This is a genomic window from Treponema sp. OMZ 305, assembly GCF_024181325.1.
Lineage (GTDB): Bacteria > Spirochaetota > Spirochaetia > Treponematales > Treponemataceae > Treponema.
Genome location: NZ_CP051300.1, coordinates 652,477 through 670,466, shown reverse-complemented (window position 1 = coordinate 670,466; position 17,990 = coordinate 652,477). Strand labels below are relative to the sequence as shown.

The window sequence follows — 17,990 nt, the reverse complement described above, 5'->3', positions numbered from 1 at the left end:
ATCAAAACTACTCGTCTGCAATCTAAACTGGCACCTCACCAAGCAGCTTCATCTTTCTACCATAATATACGCCGGAACACATCATCAACAGCCAGATTAGGCCTATCTTCACTAAACAAGCTAAAACGAATCACATTCGGTCGATGGGGCTTTGAACGCCGCGACAGCCGCGGTTGAGGACGTAGGTGTAAACCATAGTGGTTGAAACATCGCTGTAACCGAGAAGCTCTCTAAAGCTGTTCAATCACCAGCTTGCTGCTCAAAAAAGCGATGCAAGGCTTCTTGTGCCCGAACCGGCGGCTGCCCCTGCTGCAAAGTTTTACGGTGCCAACTGCCATCCGGCTGCATTTCAAAGGCCTTTACGTTATCCGCAAAGTACACGCTAAAAAAATAATCCAGAAGCTTCTGATTCTGCTTATCCAAAACAGGAAACAACAGCTCTACCCGCCGCTCAAGATTGCGGGGCATCCAGTCCGCGCTGGAAAGGTACCATTCAGGATTACCGCCGTTTTCAAAATAGAATATCCGGCTATGCTCCAAATAGCGGTCGATAATACTGACGACGCGGACATTGTCGCTGATGCCGCGCTGCCCGGGAATGAGCATACAGATACCCCGCACGTTTAAATCGATGCGGACGCCCGCCTGCGAAGCCTTGTATATGGCAGCAATCAGGTCGGGATGCGAAAGGCTATTCATCTTCGCGACGATACGGGCGGGCTTATGCTGCCGTGCAAAGCCGATTTCCCGTTCGATATGTTCCAGCAGAGTACGTTTGAGCGCTTCGGGTGCGGTAATGATATAGTGCGGATTTTCCGGCGTATATTTACCGCATAGACGCGAAAATATTATCTGTGCATCGGCAATCATACGCGGATGAACGGTAAACAACGATATATCCGCATAAAGCCGTGCGGTGGTGTCATTATAATTGCCGGTAGACAGGTGCAGATACCCCTGCTCACCGTGCGCCTCACGCCGCATAATCAACAGGAGTTTTGCGTGAACCTTCAAATGCGGCAGATCGTACACCACCCGCACACCGTGTTTTTGCAGCCGCTTTACCCAGCCGAGATTCCGCTCTTCATCAAAGCGTGCTTTTAATTCCACAAATACCGTAACCTGTTTTCCTCGTTTTGCAGCATCCACCAACGCGCGTACAACGGGCGAGCTTTTACTGGTACGGTACAAGGTCATACGGATGGACGTTACGGCAGGGTCTTCCGCGGCGTCAGACAAAAGTCTGATAACCGGTTTATATGATTGATACGGCACATGCAGCAGAATATCGCCGGCTTTGATACTATCCCACGGCGTACCGTCAGAAGGAAAGGCAGGATGTGCAAAATGCTTCCATTTTTCATTCCTCAACCGCTTAAACCCGTCTATTTCCGTGATTTTTGCAAAGGAGGAAAGCCCGATGGGAGCCTCGCTCAAATAAATATCTTTTTCGCCCAGCTGAAACAGCTCGCTCATCCGCCGCACCAATGCGGGGGATTCATGCGTACTCGTCATCCGCACGACAAACGAGTATCGGCGTCTGATAAGAACCTCTTCCAATGCCTCGATAAAACCGTCATCGGAGGAATCGTCAACCGTCATACTGGCGGAGCGGTTAATCTTAAAGATTCCCGTTCCGGTAATCCGGCAGCCGGGGAAAAACGCTCCGCCGAAATACCGAATCAGCTCGTCGATCAGTACGAACCGAACCTTTTTTGCAGGGTCCGATTGCAAAAAGACAAAGCGCGGAGCCGATGGCACCGGCACAATCGCGAGCCGGTCTTGTCCGCCTGCATCACCCGAAAGCAAAAACCCGACGTGCAGCCGCACATTGGCAACACTGTCTGCAAGCGCCTGCTCATTTTCGGAAACTTGCGGGGTAATAATCGGGTAGAGGTGCCGGAAAAAATAATCTTCCAAAAAACGCCGCTCCGCTTCGGAACATTCTTCCGGCTTGCAATAGGCAAACCCATGCGCTTTTAGCTGGGGTAAAATTTCGGTATTTAACACCGCTTCTTGAATGTCAAACAAGACGCGCGTTTTTTGCACGATGGCTTCTAACAGCGTTTCTACCGGCCAATCGTCAGCATCGGCAGGTGGATGCCCGCTTTTATAAAATTCTTGCAAGCCGGCCACCCGCACCATAAAAAACTCATCAAAATTTGAAGATACGATACCGATAAACTTGAGCCGCTCCAAAAGCGGTACCGTAGAAGAGCACGCCTCCGCCAATACCCGCTCGTTAAAATCGATCCATGAAAGTTCCCTGTTAAGATAGTCCATCATAGTGAAGGTCTCGCAAAACCTTGCAGGCAGCTCCGCTTACAGTTTATCAATGAGCATCGAACACTTACCGGAAGGTATCGGCAGCGTTTTCTTTTTTTGTCCGAGGATATTGATGGTAAAGTAATAGAGCTTTTCGCTTTCCATGTGGATTTCCCAGCCCCGCTGCGTTTTTGACGACAGGATGGTAACAAGGTTCCGTTTCAGGCTCAAGTTTTCGATGCCCATCACCTCAAGATTCGGAATAATCCAATCGACGGTTTTCCGCGGGAAGCTGATGGAAAGCCCAATCACATTTTCGATCATCAATGTGATGGTCGAGAGCGCTGCTGAAAAGAGATATTGTTTGCGCGGGAAATTTTCATGGTCAGGCCATTGCGCATGGCCTTCTTTTTGCGGCAAATACGCTTCCCACAACGCGCCTTTTTTGCTGTTGCCGTCGGGAGCAAGGCCGTCAAGCACATAGTAGATATGCCGGATAGCGCATTCTCGCGCAAGTTCCCACCGCTCATATTTTTCCAAGCCCTTAATGACGATAAAGTTCAAATGCGGGAATACACTGCCTAAGGCTCCCATACCGCGCTCATTATACGAAGCGTCATCAAGCGACAAACTGGGAATGGGATGGTCGGAGCCGAAGGTTTCGGGATTCAGCAAGTGCGCGGAAAGCTGTTCGGCTTTATCCTCATTGGGGATTTCGGCAAGCAGCGGCCAAAAACCGGCGATTGTCTTTTGCGGTAACTGCTGTTCATTCGCATCGATATCGTGATAAAAACCGGTTTCGGCATTCCACATTAAATTATTAATACGGGTTTTCAGTGTAAAATAAACCCGCTTATACTGAAAACTCAATTCCTTGTCGTTAAGAATATCGCCCAGCACCGACATATACAGCGCATTAACCGCGACCGCTGCGTTAAAGTCTACCAGATATGCGGCTTTCTTGCGCGGCGTATTGTACATCTCTACGGCTGCGAGCGGGACGGTATATAATCCGTTCGGTTGTTTAAACGAAGTATCCAGCCACTTCATATAGCGGGTGAGTACCGGCATGACATCCTTCACCCGTTTTTTATTCGCCGTCTTGTGGAACATATTGTATTCCGCCCATGCAAAAAGCGGCATACCGACACCTTCGGGATTATCGCTCGAAAACACCGGCTCACCGGTTTCGACATTATACCGAGACCGAATCGCTCCCGACTCTTCCTGATGTGCATAGAAAAAATCCAATCCCTGATTTGCACTATAGTTTCGGTTTGAATAAACAAAAAAGAACGATGAAAAGATGGTTTCATACTGATTTAAAAACCATCCGTTGTTATCGGGATAAAGGAAAAAACTTTCAGTTGTTCCTTTTTCGGTCTTTATATTGAATAAAAAATCCTGAATAAACGACCACGTTCTATCATAAATATCAACAAAATCCTGATCATAAAAATGAACTTTTGGAAAATCGCGCTTGTTCACCACTGCTCCTCAACAACCCACCGCTTTTATTCCTAGTATTTTTGCACAGTTTTAACCGTAACCGTTTAAAGAGTGCCGTCCCGTTAAACACTGAGAAAAATCATGCAAATAATTGAGCGAATCTTTCGCGTATATAGTATATCATATTTTTTCGCATAGTTGTATAATTTTTTCAGTTTTTTGTATATTCTGATCAAAATCTCTAAAACCTATCGATTTTTTTAGAGCTAATATCATTTCTGTGTTGCAGGAGGAACGCTTGTACCAATCATTTGTTTTTCTTGAAATCCGCATTTTAATCTTATCGGATGAAAAAGCGTTTTGCTCATGCAAAGCAGGCTCCTCTGCCGACAGCTGTCCTATTTGTACGCGCACACCGGGATATCCGCCGCTTTTAAAAGAACGCATTGCCCGCGATGCGTACCGGCTTGCCCAAAGTCTCGGCTGCGCGCTTATCCCAAAAGCCCAATATGAATATCCTTCGGGTATGCCGGCGCTCCCTTCCGAATATCAGCTCTGCGGCGCTTCGGTAAAAATTGCGGAAAAAGGCGTGCTTGATATCGAATTTCACAAACACAAAAAGCAGATTGATATTTTGGAAATACGCATCGAAGAAGATGCGGGACGCCTTATGCATACCGACGGCAAGGCTCTTATGGATTACAGCTCCGCGGGAATGCCGAGCATCAGGATACGCACCGGTAATAATCTTGAACTGGGCGAAGAAGCGGAGATGTTTTTAACCGAACTGAACAACCGGCTGCGGTACATCGGACTCCTCACCGATTCCGACAGTAGTCATAAAATCCGCTGCAATGCCTATGTTGCTTCTACCGAATTTCCCAATCCGCCGCAGCACTATGTAAAACTGCGGAACCTTAACTCTTTTAACTTTGTACGGAAGGCGGTAAACGAAGATTTACGGCGGCAGGAAGATATGCTCAAACAGGGGAATGACCCGATTTCTGAAAGCCGACTGTGGAATGCCCGCATGGAGCGTACCGAACCGTATAAAACACGGGATTTTATCGATTATGTTAAAACAAAACCGGTAGAAGAGCAGGCTTTTTACACCGCGCCGGATACGCTGCTGCAAGAGGTATTGCAGACTGCTCCGGAAAATCAACAATCGCGAAAGCTGCGCTATATTCAATCCTTCGGTCTATCCATTCCAATTGCACGGGCGCTGTGTACCGAGGCGCGGCTTGCGGATTTTTTTGAAGCGGTGCTGCAATTCGGAATTGAGCCGAAAATCGCCGCAAACGGGATTCTGGAAGATATTCTCCCGCTGCTGAAGCGCGCCGGCAAAACAATCGATTGCCTTGTTTTACAGCCTGAATACTTTGCCCGTATTTTGCGGCTTGCGCAGGAGGGAACGATTAACCATCCGATTGCCCGCACGCTGCTGCAAAAGATTATCATAGACGGCGCAGACCCGGCAGCTTTGCTTGCGAAAGACGAATGGATAAAGATATCAGACGAAACAACGCTGAGGACTCTCGTGCAAGAGATGCTTAGCAAACATCCGAAAGAAGCGGAACTGCTCAAAACCGGTTCGATGAAATACCTCGAAATCCTGTGCGGGCAGGTGATGAAGCGGACAAAAGGATTTGCCGACCAGCAGTTGGTAAAGCAGCTTATTAAGGAAGAATTGAATATCCGCATTATCTATGTGCTTTCGATGGGTGGCGCAATTTCGGCTACCATACAAAACGGACAGGTGAAAGCGGGAAGTACCAAAATTCTGTCCGAGCTTTTGGATACCACTATTGCAAAGCGGCATATCCGCATCGAGCCGACCATTTCCGACGGGCTTTTCAGCGAAGAGCTGGAGCCGGCGGATTGGGCACGGCTTATCCACACAATCTGTGAAAAAATCGCTTCGGGGACAGCCAACGGTATCGTGATAACGCACGGAACCGACACGCTCGTCTATACCGCGCCGCTGATATACTGGCTTTTTGCCGACACGCCGGTCTCCATCGTATTGACTGCATCCGGCACTGCCCCTTCGGAATCGGAGGAAGCGCGGCGAAACTTTAACGCAGCAATCAAGCTCGCTTGGGAAAAAGAAAACGGCGTCTATGTTTCTTTTAACGGTAAGGTGCTTTCGCCGCTCAATCTCAAGTTTGTCGATTCCGGCGATATCGGCTTTGTAAACTGGAATATGCAAACGCCGCTCTTTCGGGGTGAAGGACTGCTTTCGGATTATGAAGAAAGCGACAGCCTCGTTTTTGAAAGCCTCTTGAGCGAAGCTGCCGACAATATGTTTTTGATAAAAACCTATCCCGGCATTCGGAGCGAGCGGCTTATTTCATTACAAAAAGATATACGCACGTTCTTTTTAGAGCTGTACGAAAACGGTACGGCCAATATGAAAGACAGCTCGTATTCTTTAAAAGAATTTTTGAAACGCGGCAAAAAACAGCACTGCAGGTTTTACTGTACTTCTCAACAGGAAGAAGCGATCGACTTTTCCAACTATGCCAGCGCGCGGGACTTATGGAAAGAAGGCGCCGTACCGATGGGGATGCTCACAACCGAAACAGCCATTGCACTGTACTATGCAGCATCTCTCGTATGCGACACCCAAGAGGAGCTTGATCGTATTATGGAAACAGCTGCGCTCTTAAACGAAAAATAAAAGGAAAGACTCATGAAGCAACTGATTATTACCAACAACCCTAAAACTGCCGAATACATTGAACGCCAAAGTAAAACACGGAATAGCAGCACAAAAGCAAACACCTCGAATAGCGGCGCCGAGACGGATACCTCGAATAACACCCTTGAAACCGCGGATATTGAACTGATATTCTGCGCGTCGCGGGACGAACTGTACACACAGGTGCGCGACCATATCCACCGGAACTGGAAGCTGCAAAACCATGCAATGTATGGGAACATTCAGCTGCACAAGCAGCCGTACCGCAGTATGGTGTTGGCGGAAGGAACTGCGCTGGATACCCGATCGTTGCAGCTGTGGGAGCAAGCCATGGAGCGGGTAAAACGCACTAATCCGCCGAGTTATTCGGAAAAAGTGCTGGAAGACTTCCAAGCGCTAGACCTTTCTTTATTTAGAAGCGCCCTATAGGAAGCCTTTAAAAGCTATACCTGAGTTTTTAGAAGATGCCCTATAGTATCTTGTACGTAAATATGATAAACAGATAAATCTTATCACACACGTATCAGTACCCAGAGGAAGAAAAGATGAATAAAATTATTGAACGCTTACAAGGTATTACCTATACGGCACAAACAAATCATGCAACGTTAACCGGTGATGATATTGCATTTGTTACTCAAAGCGTTAAAAGCAACAACGAGAAAGTAATTGCGCAGGCATATACCGCTATCGGTCACATCGGAAATAACAGACCGGAAAAAGTTATGCACCTCATAGATGGAGCCTTTGCTGCATTAAAGGACAGTAACTGGGAAATTCGGGAACAAGCCGTTTTAGCGCTTGGTCGTATAGGCAGGGCGGATATCAACACGGTAAAAAATCGGCTGGATAAAATTATTCAATTACATTGCGATTCCGTACCCAAAGTACGGGCGGCAATGCTGGAAGCCTGTCAAAGTATTGCCAACGCCAAAGCGTCCGTCTTTAAACCGTACATCGGCTTATTTGAACGTATGCTGGACGATCCCGACAAGGAAGGTGTACGTGAGCACGCGCCGGATATATTCCGCATCATCGGGAAATACGAACCGGAAATGGTTGAACGCTCATTGGTGTTGTTAAAGGAAAAACTACGCGACCCTTCCCCGACAACGCAAGCTCGTGCCGTCGAAGCCATACGCACAATCGAAACATTCTTGCGCAGACCCCCGACGGTGTAAGCCATTTATCAAGGCATCGCTAAAAATCTAACCAAGTTTTTAGAGATACCCATTAGTTGTTGGGGAGATTCACATCAAAGATTATCCCTACCCGCTTAAAGACTATCTTATCCCGCTTACTTTTATCGATTGTACGGTTTTGATAAAATGTTTTTAAATCACCGACGGTATAGCTATGAGCGGTCTTCCATTGTGCAATAAGCAGAATTGTCAGTTGATCGACAGGTTTAAAGCTGATGATTGGGCCAAACTCAACATTATAACGATCTTCGCCCCAATTACGTTTATCAGCGCCAGAGGGAACTTTAAAAAAGGTTTTTTCAGTTTCCACTCTAAAGGCAATCATATTCATCGGCAGCGGCATTTGGTAACCGAGCACGTATGAAGCGCAATAGGTGAAGCCGTTTCTGTTTTCGCCGTCATCATTCTGAAACACCCATGATGTAAGCGGACCTACACCTGTAACACCTCGGTATAAAAAGTACTGATCAATCCTTGCGATTATATGAGTCCAATCGGTTGGGATAAGCGCTCCCAAATCAAATTGTAAAGCGGCGCCGAAATTCGCAGTGTAAAATGCGTTTTTAAAGTTAATAGGAACTTTCTGCGTTGTGCCGGAAACATTCTGATTTAACGCAAGACCGTGCCACCCTGCAAGCGTCCAGCCAGAGCCAATACTTGCACCTCCGTATACTTCCAAAAAAGCGATCGGAGTCCACACGATATCAAACTTTCCTTCCACAGTAACCGGTGTAAGTTCAGCCCCCAGCTTAAATTTAATATTATTACCGCGCATAAACGGATTATTAAAGTTCAAAACCGGAACTTTAATAACTTCCGTTACACTCAGCTTGCCTGCCCAAGGATAGGTAACAGCGAGATTGATATTTGTCGAATATTTTACCTTTGACTTTTCCTCTGCTCCTTCTTCCTGCGCAGAAAGAGTACCAAGAATCAGTAAGGCACCAATCATCGATGCAACTAGTTTCTTCATAAACACTCCTTAGCGTACTCGTTTTTTCAAGACAGCATAACATAAAAATATTGTTCATAAAAACGGCACACTATCAAGCCTACACGGATGCAGCTTTTTATGCAAGACCTCGACAACGCGATCACAGGGTAAACGCATCAGGCCGTTTTTAACATCCCCGCGGAAAAATTGAGACTATTCGACCAGAGTTGAACCTCTTTGCGGTTCAAATGGTCTCACAGTCTCAATTTTTCCGCGATTTTTATCTACTCTGCCTGATGCGTTTACCCATTTGCCGGAAAAATGTGCGAAATTTTAAATCAACACCCCCGACGCAAACGTCGGGGTATTAAACCGCACGAATAAAATTTCGCACAGGATGTGTTGTCTTTTCTTTTATTTATGTTATAGTATTTAAAGAATCTCATAAGGTACAAGGAGATTTTTATGACACCAGCTGAAAATGTTTACAAAGCATTACAGGATATGGGTATCAGCTATGAAGTAATTGAACACCCACCGGCTTTAACTACCGAAGAAGCCGACAAATACATCGAAGGCAAAGAAGGGTGCCGAACAAAAACGCTCTTTCTGCGAAACAGAAATAAAAAACGGTGCATTCTACTCATTATGGATGAAGTGAAACGGCTCGATATGAAAAAGTGCGCGGAAATGCTTGAAGAAAAAGAATTTAAGTTTGCGTCAGCAGAATTATTAGCAGAAAAACTCGGCCTTGCAGCTGGAGTAGTGTCGCCGTTCGGTCTATTAAACAACACAGCGCATGACGTAACCGTATACTTTGATAAAGCGATGCTTGACGAATACCGCATTCTAACCTTTCATCCGAATGAAAATACTGCAACGGTTTTTATCGATTCCGGCGACTTGCAGCGTTTTATCAAAAACACCGGACATGAGTATTTTATCATCAATGTATAAGACATAGACGTTTAAGTTTGCTTTATAAACTTGACTTCGTTTTCCATAAGTCTGTAATTGCCTATACCTATAAAATAGAGAGACTTATTACGAAACAAGAAATTTTAATGTTAACACTGGGGATGTCTCAAAAGTTGGTTGCTTTTTCGCCATCCCTCATCAGCAAAGCTGATACAGAAAAAGCCGATAGGCTTTCAGTTTTTGGACAGCCCTAGTGTTTCCCTAATAGAGGTGGTTATATGAAGGTTGTTATTGCCGGTTCAGGTGCAATGGGCTGTAGCTTTGGATTTATGCTGCAAAAAAGCGGTAATGATGTAACACTGCTGGACGGTTGGCAGGATAATATCGATGCAATCCGGAAAAATGGGTTGCACTTGCAGGACGGTACTGCGGAATTATCGACAAAAATCGATATTTATAAACCGGAAGAGTTCAAAGGGACTGCGGATTTTGTCATTGTGTTTACAAAATCAATGCAGCTGGAAACGATGCTGAGCAGTATTAAGCATGTGTTGCGGGATGATACCAAAATACTCTGTCTTTTGAATGGACTGGGGCATACGGAAACCCTGAAAAAGTTTATCGCGCCTAAGAATATCTTTATGGGCGTAACGGTGGTAACTGCCGGAATGAAGGGACCGGGAAGTGCGGTACTGTCGAGTCATGGTAAAACAGAAATTCAGAATATTGTACCGGAAGGGAAAGCCGGTGCAGAGATGATTGTAGAAGCACTCAATAAAGCGACCATGCCTGCAGTATATTCCGATAATATCCTGTGGTCTATTTGGCGGAAAGCCGCGCTTAATGGCGCAATGAACAGTACCTGCACAATTATGGAATGCAATATGCTGGAGCTTGGCAGCATTGCAGGCTGTAAAGATATGATGCGTTGTATTATCTCCGAGTTTGCCGCTATCGCAAAAACGCAGGGTGTTACGCTGGATGTTGATTCCGTAACCGATTATGTGTATGGATTTACACAACCGGATTTTGTCGGCGCAAAGCACTATCCTTCAATGCACCAAGATTTAATCAAAAACCACCGTTTAACCGAAATTGATTTCTTAAATGGCTATATTTCCCGCAAGGGCAAGGAGCTGCACATTCCTACACCGTATTGCGATCTGATTACTACCTTTATACACGGCAAAGAGAAATTATTCGGTCTATAAAAGTGGGCGACGCTGCGGCTGAGCCGTGTGGTTACCGCATTACCAAAACCTCTTTTTAGACAGACATGAGAGGTTGCCTTCACCTATCAGAGCAGCTACGCCGAGCAAATCACGGGTGCGGTCCGTATCCGGCATTACATTCCCGTAAAATCAAACTATTTTTTTGGTATCCTCATTTTCTTTTTTTATTGTTGATTTTTCCATTTTTATCCCTTATACTCATAATATAGTAGAGTCAGATAGTTTAGAATATCCGTTATGGATATCGACAATTAACGGAAGCTGCTACGGTTTCCGTTAGATTTAATATAATACCGTTCCGGATGGAGTATGCTATGGTATCATTAACCGTTAACGGCCGGATTGTTGAAGCCGAAGAAAATCAAAAACTTATCTATTTTTTACGCGATTCGCTGCACTTAACTTCCGTTAAAAACGGGTGTATGGAAGGCGCCTGCGGAACTTGTACTGTTTTAATAGATGGAAAACCGATGAAGGCTTGTGTTCAAGTTACCGGTAGATTAGCAGGAAAATCAATCATGACGCTTGAAGGCTTTCCCGAACGCGAGCTTGCCGTATATCAATATGCGTTTGCCCACTGCGGTGCAGTGCAATGCGGCTTTTGTATTCCCGGTATGATTATCTGTGCAAAAGCGCTGATAGACGGAAACCCCAATCCCTCATCTGCGGATGTAAAACAGGCTATCCGCAACAATATTTGCCGTTGTACCGGCTATGTAAAAATTGAAGAGGCTATTTTATTGGCGGCAAAAATGCTGCGCGAAAACACGTCTGTTCCGGAAGCAAAAACCGAAACAGCGGTAGGGATCAGCGCGCTTCGTGTCGATTCATACGCGAAAGCCGCAGGTACCGCCGAATATACCGATGATATGTATCCGGATGGAATGCTCTACGGAAGCGCCGTGCGCACTGCATATCCGCGGGCAAAGGTTGTGTCTATCGATACCGAAGAAGCTGAAAAGATGCACGGCGTTCATCTCGTAATGACGGCAAAAGATCTCCCCGGTATGCAAAAAATCGGACATTTAAAAAAAGACTGGGATGTGCTTATTCCGCTTGGCAAAGAAACGCATTATTTAGGGGATGCCATCGTTCTGATTGCCGCCGAAAGCCGCGAGATTTTGGAAGCTGCAAAAAAAGCGGTAAAAATCGAGTATGAAGAGCTGCCGCCTGTGTGTTCTATGGCAGAGGCAATGGCAGAAGATGCGCCGCATGTCCACGAAGGAGGGAATCTTCTTTCAAAAGAGCATCTTGTGCGCGGCAATACTGATGAGAAACTGAAAAATTCAAAATACGTCGTCTCGCATCATTATTCCGTGCCGCCGACCGAACACGCCTTTTTGGAGCCGGAAACGGCAGTTGCAAAGCCGGACGGAGAAGGCGGTATTATCATCTATTCGGGTGATCAAGGCGTGTACCAAACAAAGCGGGAATGCGCAGAGGCTACCGGCTTACCCATTGATAAGGTACGGGTTATCGCCAAGATGGTCGGCGGCGGCTTCGGCGGTAAGGAAGATATGAGCGTGCAGCACCATGCGGCTATCCTTGCGTTACAGACCGGACGCCCCGTCAAGGTGAGTTTAAGTAGAAAAGAAAGCATTATCATCCACCCGAAGCGGCACGCGATGGAGATGGATTTTACCCTCGGTTGCGATGAAAACGGCTACCTCACGGGCTTAAAAGCAGTGCTCCATTCGGATACCGGCGCTTACGCCTCGCTCGGCGGGCCGGTGCTCCAGCGTGCCTGTACCCATGCGGCTGGGCCGTATAACTATCAGGATATCGACATCCTCGGCTGCGCATGGTACACCAATAACCCGCCGGCCGGTGCATTCAGAGGATTCGGCGTAACGCAAAGCTGCTTTGCCGTTGAATCGTGTATCAATCTATTGGCGGAAAAGGTCGGCATCAGTCCGTGGGAAATCCGCTACCGGAATGCAATCCGTCCCGGGCAGGTTCTGCCGAACGGTCAATATGCTGACGATTCAACCGCTCTTGTACAAACCCTCGAAGCGGTAAAGCCGTATTACGATGCGCATCCGAAAGCCGGTATTGCCTGTGCCATTAAAAACTCCGGTCTCGGGGTCGGTATTCCCGATTTTGGCCGGACAACCCTGCGGCTTCAAGCGGACGGCGTGCATATCTATTCGAGCGCGGCTTGTATCGGGCAGGGGGTTGGAACAATTCTGTTGCAGATTGTCAGCGAAGTGCTTGATTTGCCGCGCAGCCTATTGCATTACGAAACACCCGACACCAAGTTTGCGCCCGATGCGGGGAATACGACCGCCTCACGGCAAACCGTATTTACCGGCGAAAGTACCCGCATAGCGGCTACCGATGTAAAAAAAGCGCTTGAAGAAGAACTGCAAAAGCGCGGCAAAACGGGAAAACTTTCCGAACATCAGGATATACTGCCCGAATTGTTTACCGCCCTCAGTGACAAAGAATTTTTTGCGGAATATACCTTCCCGACGGACAAAATAGGATCCGATAAACCCCATCCGGTAAGTCATGTTGCGTATGGATATGCAACGCACCTTATCGATTTGGATGAAGAAGGGAAACTTGCATATATCGAAGCGGCGCATGATATCGGTCGGGCTATTAATCCGATTTCGCTGCAAGGGCAGATCGAAGGCGGTGTTGTGATGAGCCTCGGGTATGCGCTGACTGAGGACTATCCGCTGCAAAAGGGTGTTCCGACTGCTAAGTTCGGTACGCTCGGCCTGTTTAAAGCCCCGCAGGTACCGCCGATAAAGGTGGATATTATCGAACAGAACGATAATGAGCTTGCATGCGGCGCAAAAGGAGTCGGAGAAATTGCCAGTATTCCGACAGCGCCTGCGGTAGCGCTTGCGTATTACAACCGCGATGGTATTTTTAGAACAAAGCTGCCACTGGAAAATACGCCGTATAGCCGGAAAAAGTAAACGAAAAAGCCGATTAAATGGGAAAGGATTGAAAAACCGGAAGATGCTTGAAAACAAATGAACCAGACAGGATTAGAAACTAAAATTAATTTTACGGGAAAGAATAAGCTTACAGATGAAGAATTTGTTGAGTATTATGAGCAATTATGGGATAAAACTCCTCATAGAGGAATTAATTTGCCAACAAAAGAACAGCTGGCTGAGAGTAAAAGAATAAGTTTAAATCGATATAATTTTTCTGAAGACACGTATGCAAATGATGAAAAATGGGTAAATGGTTCAACTTTTGGGTGGAACGACTACGAAATAAGTAATTACGGTCGTATAAAATATAAAGGTAGTATTGTTCTCCAAGATGACAACGAGTTAGATGGCTACCTTAAGTTATCTAAAAGCAATAAAGAAGTTGATCACAATATAAACGTTTATGAACTCATCGGAAGAGCTTTCTTAGGGAAAAGAACGAATGATGACTATGATATTCATCATATAAATGACGATGGCTACAATAATACGCCTGAAAATTTAATTTTATTAACTAGAAAACAACATAATTTAATTCATTGCAATATAAAAATAAAAAAAGAGAATGTTATAAAAGAACTAAAAAAATATAATTATTGTACTTTGATTTTGCACTTATCTAACTACAAAGCCTCCGTATTGAATACTCCAGAACAAATGAATTACAGAGGGAAAAAATATCGCCATATTCTACCAGAAGAAAAAAGAATGCTGAATCTCATTGATTTAGGATATAAAGATTCTTTAGAAAAATATATTACTGAAAGTAAGATAAAATTACATAGAGATTTTTCGCATTTAAATTCGTCACAGGCTATTTGCTTGAACTTATTTTATCCGTTACTGAAAGACCATAATTTGCATTTCGTAAATAATAATATTTCTTTATCTGCTATAGGAAAATTTGAACATACAGAAGAAGCTTTGTTTGAAGTTTCTGGCGAATATACAAATTTTGATTTTTTTATTAATGATTCAAATACAAAATATTTTTTTGAAATAAAATATACAGAACCAAATTTTGGATCAATTAATACTAATAATCCAACAGAGGTGTATCGCACTAAATATAAAAATAATTATTTACCACAACTAAAAAAAATCTGTGATGAAAAATATTTAAACGATGACTTCGAGGATGAATTTTATAAAAAATATCAGCTTTGGCGTAATATCTGCCATGTAGATATCGGTACAATTACTTTTGTATTTTTAAAATCACGAATTAATTTGAAAAGTGAAATCGATAATGCAATAAAAAAATGTAAACCTGAATACGCAGCGAAAATAGACATTATCTATATTGAAGATTTAATTGGCAGATGTCTTGAAAACAAGAACTTACCTTTTTATAATCACTATTCAGAGTTTTATAATAAGTATTTAAAAAATATTTAACACCTATTGGGAACCTCTAAAATCTACAGTTTTTAGCGATGTCCGGTATAAATTGACAGCTTAGATTAATTGCAATAAAATAGTATAGTATACTTAGGGGGTAGTCTGCCCCTTTCAAAAAGTATAGGAGGTCGATATGAAGCTTGAACTGGGAATTATTCCCATTCATGAGATGCGGTTTGCAGCAAAAACCGCTATCCAAGGAACTTGTCTCGAAATCAACAAAGATGAGCTTATCTCTCTTATTAAAGAAGACCCGCTTATCACTGATGTTTCACTGACAATTACAAAACCGGGCGATAAAACTCGTATTATTTCCGTTAAAGATGTTATTGAGCCGCGCTGCAAGATTGAAGGCAGCGGTGTTTGCTTTCCCGGATTCTTCACCGGCGAAGAAGATACGGTCGGCTCCGGTAAAACTGCCGTACTCCGCGGTGCAGCTGTTGTAACAACCGGTACCGTTGTCGGATTCCAAGAAGGAATTATCGATATGAGCGGGCCCGGCGCCGAATATACACCGTTTTCCCGCACGGTGAATCTCGTGGTAAAAGGTACCGTTAAAGATGACACTACCCGAGCCGTTAAAGAAAAATCGTTGCGTTTGATGGGGCTTAAAACCGCCCGCTATTTGGGTAACGCCGCAAAATCCGTTGCTCCGGCTGAAACCGAAGTTTACGAAACGCTGAACCCGATTGAACAGGCCAAGCAGTATCCCAATCTTCCGAAAGTCGGCTATGTATATGCGCTCCAGAGCCAAGGACTGCTGCACGATACCTACTATTATGGTGTTGATGTTAAGCAGATTGTGCCGACCATTATGTATCCGACGGAAGCGATGGACGGCGCAGTCGTAAGTGGCAACTGTGTTTCCGCCTGTGATAAGAACCCGACGTATGTACATCAAAACAGCCCCGTTATCCACGAACTGTATAAACGGCACGGAAAGGATTATAACTTTATCGGTGTTATCGTAACCAACGAGAACGTAACGCTTGCCGATAAAGAACGCTCTTCTTCCCTGACTGCACGCCTTGCGGAACAGCTCGACCTTGATGCGGTTATTATCTCCGAGGAAGGGTTCGGGAATCCCGATGCCGACTTGATGATGAACTGCCGCAAGATCGCTGCAAAGGGCATTAAAACCGTATTGCTAACCGACGAATATGCAGGTCAAGACGGAGCCAGCCAGTCACTTGCGGACGCTCATCCTTCCGCAGATGCCGTTGTGTCGAACGGAAATGCCAATCAGGTTATCAAACTGCCTAAGATGGACTTGGTTATCGGTGATCCCCAACAAGCGAACGTTATTGCAGGCGCATGGGACGGCAGCTTACACGAAGACGGAAGTATCGAAGCGGAATTACAGGTTATTACCGGCGCAACTAATGAGCTGGGCTTCTGGAATTTATCCGCATGCGGATTATAAGAGGTAAACAATGAAAAAGATTGTACACTATATCAACCAATTCTTTGCCGGAAAGGGCGGAGAAGATGTTGCCGATTACAAGATTGAAGTAATCGACGGAAATGCCGGCCCCGGTATGGGGATTCAAGCAGCGCTCGGCGACGGTGGAAAAATCGTTAAGACGATTATCTGCGGTGATAATTATTTTAACGACCATACCGACGAGTGTATGGCATTTATTCAAGATGTTTTAAAGAAAAATGAAGCAGACTTGCTGATTGCCGGTCCCGGTTTTAACGCCGGCCGTTATGGTATGGCATGCGGCGGCGCTGCAAAAGCGGCAGCTGCACTTGGTATCCCTGCTATCACCGGTTTATACGAAGAGAATCCCGGATACGATGTATTCAAAGCCTTTATGTATACCGTTAAAACGAAGAACTCTGCTGCCGATATGCGCCATGCAGTACCTGCAATTGCCGCAGTTGCAAAGAAGGTATTAAACGGTGAAGCAATCGACCTTACCACCGACGGTTTACTGCCGCGCGGAATCCGTCAAAACTACTTTGCAAAAGAACGCGGGGCAAAACGCGCCGTCGATATGCTCGTACAAAAACTCAAGGGTGAATCTTTTGTTACAGAATATCCGATGCCGGTGTTCGATCGCGTACCGCCGCATGCGCCTATCACCGATATTTCCAAGGCGGTTATCGCATTGGTAACTTCAGGTGGTGTTGTTCCGAAAGGGAACCCCGATCATATCGAAGCATCTTCCGCTTCTCACTACGGAGAATATTCTCTAAAAGGCATCTCCGAACTGACTTCCGAAAACAGTGAAACGGCGCACGGCGGTTATGATCCCACCTATTGTAACGCTAACCCCAACCGTGTATTGCCGGTCGATGTATTGCGTGATATGGAACGCGAGCACAAAATCGGAAAGCTGCATGAGCTGTATTATACGACAGTCGGTAACGGTACCAGCGTTGCGAATGCAAAGCGTTTTGCTTCCGAAATTGCCGGAAAGCTTGTAAACGCCGGAGTGCAGGCGGTCATTCTTACCTCTACGTGAGGCACCTGTACTCGTTGCGGTGCAACGATGGTTAAAGAAATTGAAAAAGTTTTACCGGTTGTGCATATTGCAACCGTAGTCCCGATTTCAAAAACAGTAGGAGCGAACAGAATTGTACCGGCGGTAGCAATTCCTCACCCGCTCGGAAACCCCACGATGAACGCAAAGGACGAAAAAGAACTACGCCGTGCGCTTGTCGAAAAAGCCTTAAAAGCCTTACAAACACCCATCACGGAGCAGACTGTGTTCTAAAAGACCGGCTAACGGTTTCGGCTGTTAGCTGATGTCGAAAACAAGAAGTTCTTGTGTGAACGCCCGCTAAAGCGCATCTGTTTTAGCGGGCGTTTTTATGCGTGCGGTTTAATCTCCCAGTGCGCTGTAGTATGGCTTTATCATTCGTAGCTTTATAATTTGGCATTACTTGTATTTCCTGATATTTACCCTTATCTGATATCTATGA

Annotated in this window: 12 protein-coding genes; 9 read left to right on the top strand and 3 right to left on the bottom strand. The window is 45.4% G+C overall.

Features of this window, described 5'->3' with window-relative positions:
* Positions 1 to 240: 240 nt before the first annotated feature.
* Together ppk1 and ABK01_RS03010 are read right to left on the bottom strand one after the other, a co-directional pair.
* A complete protein-coding gene (gene ppk1, locus ABK01_RS03015) occupies positions 241 to 2,286 on the bottom strand; it encodes a polyphosphate kinase 1 (protein ID WP_253676205.1) in 2,046 nt (681 codons plus the stop codon).
* Positions 2,287 to 2,322: 36 nt separating this feature from the next.
* Complete coding sequence (locus tag ABK01_RS03010) at positions 2,323 to 3,753, bottom strand: MGH1-like glycoside hydrolase domain-containing protein (RefSeq protein ID WP_212566012.1); 1,431 nt, start codon at positions 3,751 to 3,753, stop codon at positions 2,323 to 2,325.
* Positions 3,754 to 4,012: 259 nt separating this feature from the next.
* Between ABK01_RS03010 and ABK01_RS03005 the strand changes: the two genes are divergently transcribed.
* From ABK01_RS03005 to ABK01_RS02995, 3 genes are all read left to right on the top strand, one after another.
* Entirely contained in the window at positions 4,013 to 6,397 is a 2,385-nt protein-coding gene (locus tag ABK01_RS03005; protein ID WP_253676204.1) for an asparaginase domain-containing protein, read from the top strand.
* Between the two features lie 12 nt (positions 6,398 to 6,409).
* Entirely contained in the window at positions 6,410 to 6,847 is a 438-nt protein-coding gene (locus tag ABK01_RS03000; RefSeq protein WP_212566010.1) for a GrdX family protein, read from the top strand.
* Between the two features lie 116 nt (positions 6,848 to 6,963).
* The gene (locus ABK01_RS02995; RefSeq protein ID WP_253676203.1) at positions 6,964 to 7,599 is read left to right on the top strand and encodes a HEAT repeat domain-containing protein; all 636 of its coding nucleotides are present in this window, start codon (positions 6,964 to 6,966) and stop codon (positions 7,597 to 7,599) included.
* A gap of 52 nt (positions 7,600 to 7,651) precedes the next feature.
* Here ABK01_RS02995 and ABK01_RS02990 read toward each other — a convergent pair whose 3' ends face one another.
* Positions 7,652 to 8,593, bottom strand: coding sequence for a hypothetical protein (locus ABK01_RS02990; protein WP_253676202.1), 942 nt, complete (start codon positions 8,591 to 8,593; stop codon positions 7,652 to 7,654).
* A 426-nt stretch (positions 8,594 to 9,019) separates the two neighbouring features.
* Here ABK01_RS02990 and ABK01_RS02985 point away from each other — a divergent pair, with 426 nt between their 5' ends.
* The 6 genes from ABK01_RS02985 (at position 9,020) to grdB (ending at position 17,782) form a co-directional block, all read left to right on the top strand.
* Entirely contained in the window at positions 9,020 to 9,511 is a 492-nt protein-coding gene (locus tag ABK01_RS02985) for a prolyl-tRNA synthetase associated domain-containing protein (protein ID WP_212566007.1), read from the top strand.
* Positions 9,512 to 9,750: 239 nt separating this feature from the next.
* On the top strand, positions 9,751 to 10,683 hold the full coding sequence (locus tag ABK01_RS02980) for a 2-dehydropantoate 2-reductase (protein WP_253676201.1): 933 nt from the start codon (positions 9,751 to 9,753) through the stop codon (positions 10,681 to 10,683).
* A gap of 335 nt (positions 10,684 to 11,018) precedes the next feature.
* The gene (gene xdh, locus ABK01_RS02975) at positions 11,019 to 13,634 is read left to right on the top strand and encodes a selenium-dependent xanthine dehydrogenase (protein WP_253676200.1); all 2,616 of its coding nucleotides are present in this window, start codon (positions 11,019 to 11,021) and stop codon (positions 13,632 to 13,634) included.
* Positions 13,635 to 13,691: 57 nt separating this feature from the next.
* On the top strand, positions 13,692 to 15,056 hold the full coding sequence (locus ABK01_RS02970) for a PGN_0703 family putative restriction endonuclease (protein ID WP_253676199.1): 1,365 nt from the start codon (positions 13,692 to 13,694) through the stop codon (positions 15,054 to 15,056).
* A gap of 136 nt (positions 15,057 to 15,192) precedes the next feature.
* The gene (locus ABK01_RS02965; RefSeq protein ID WP_253676198.1) at positions 15,193 to 16,482 is read left to right on the top strand and encodes a glycine/sarcosine/betaine reductase component B subunit; all 1,290 of its coding nucleotides are present in this window, start codon (positions 15,193 to 15,195) and stop codon (positions 16,480 to 16,482) included.
* Positions 16,483 to 16,492: 10 nt separating this feature from the next.
* On the top strand, positions 16,493 to 17,782 hold the full coding sequence (gene grdB, locus ABK01_RS02960) for a glycine reductase complex selenoprotein B (protein WP_253676197.1): 1,290 nt from the start codon (positions 16,493 to 16,495) through the stop codon (positions 17,780 to 17,782).
* Positions 17,783 to 17,990 lie beyond the last annotated feature (208 nt).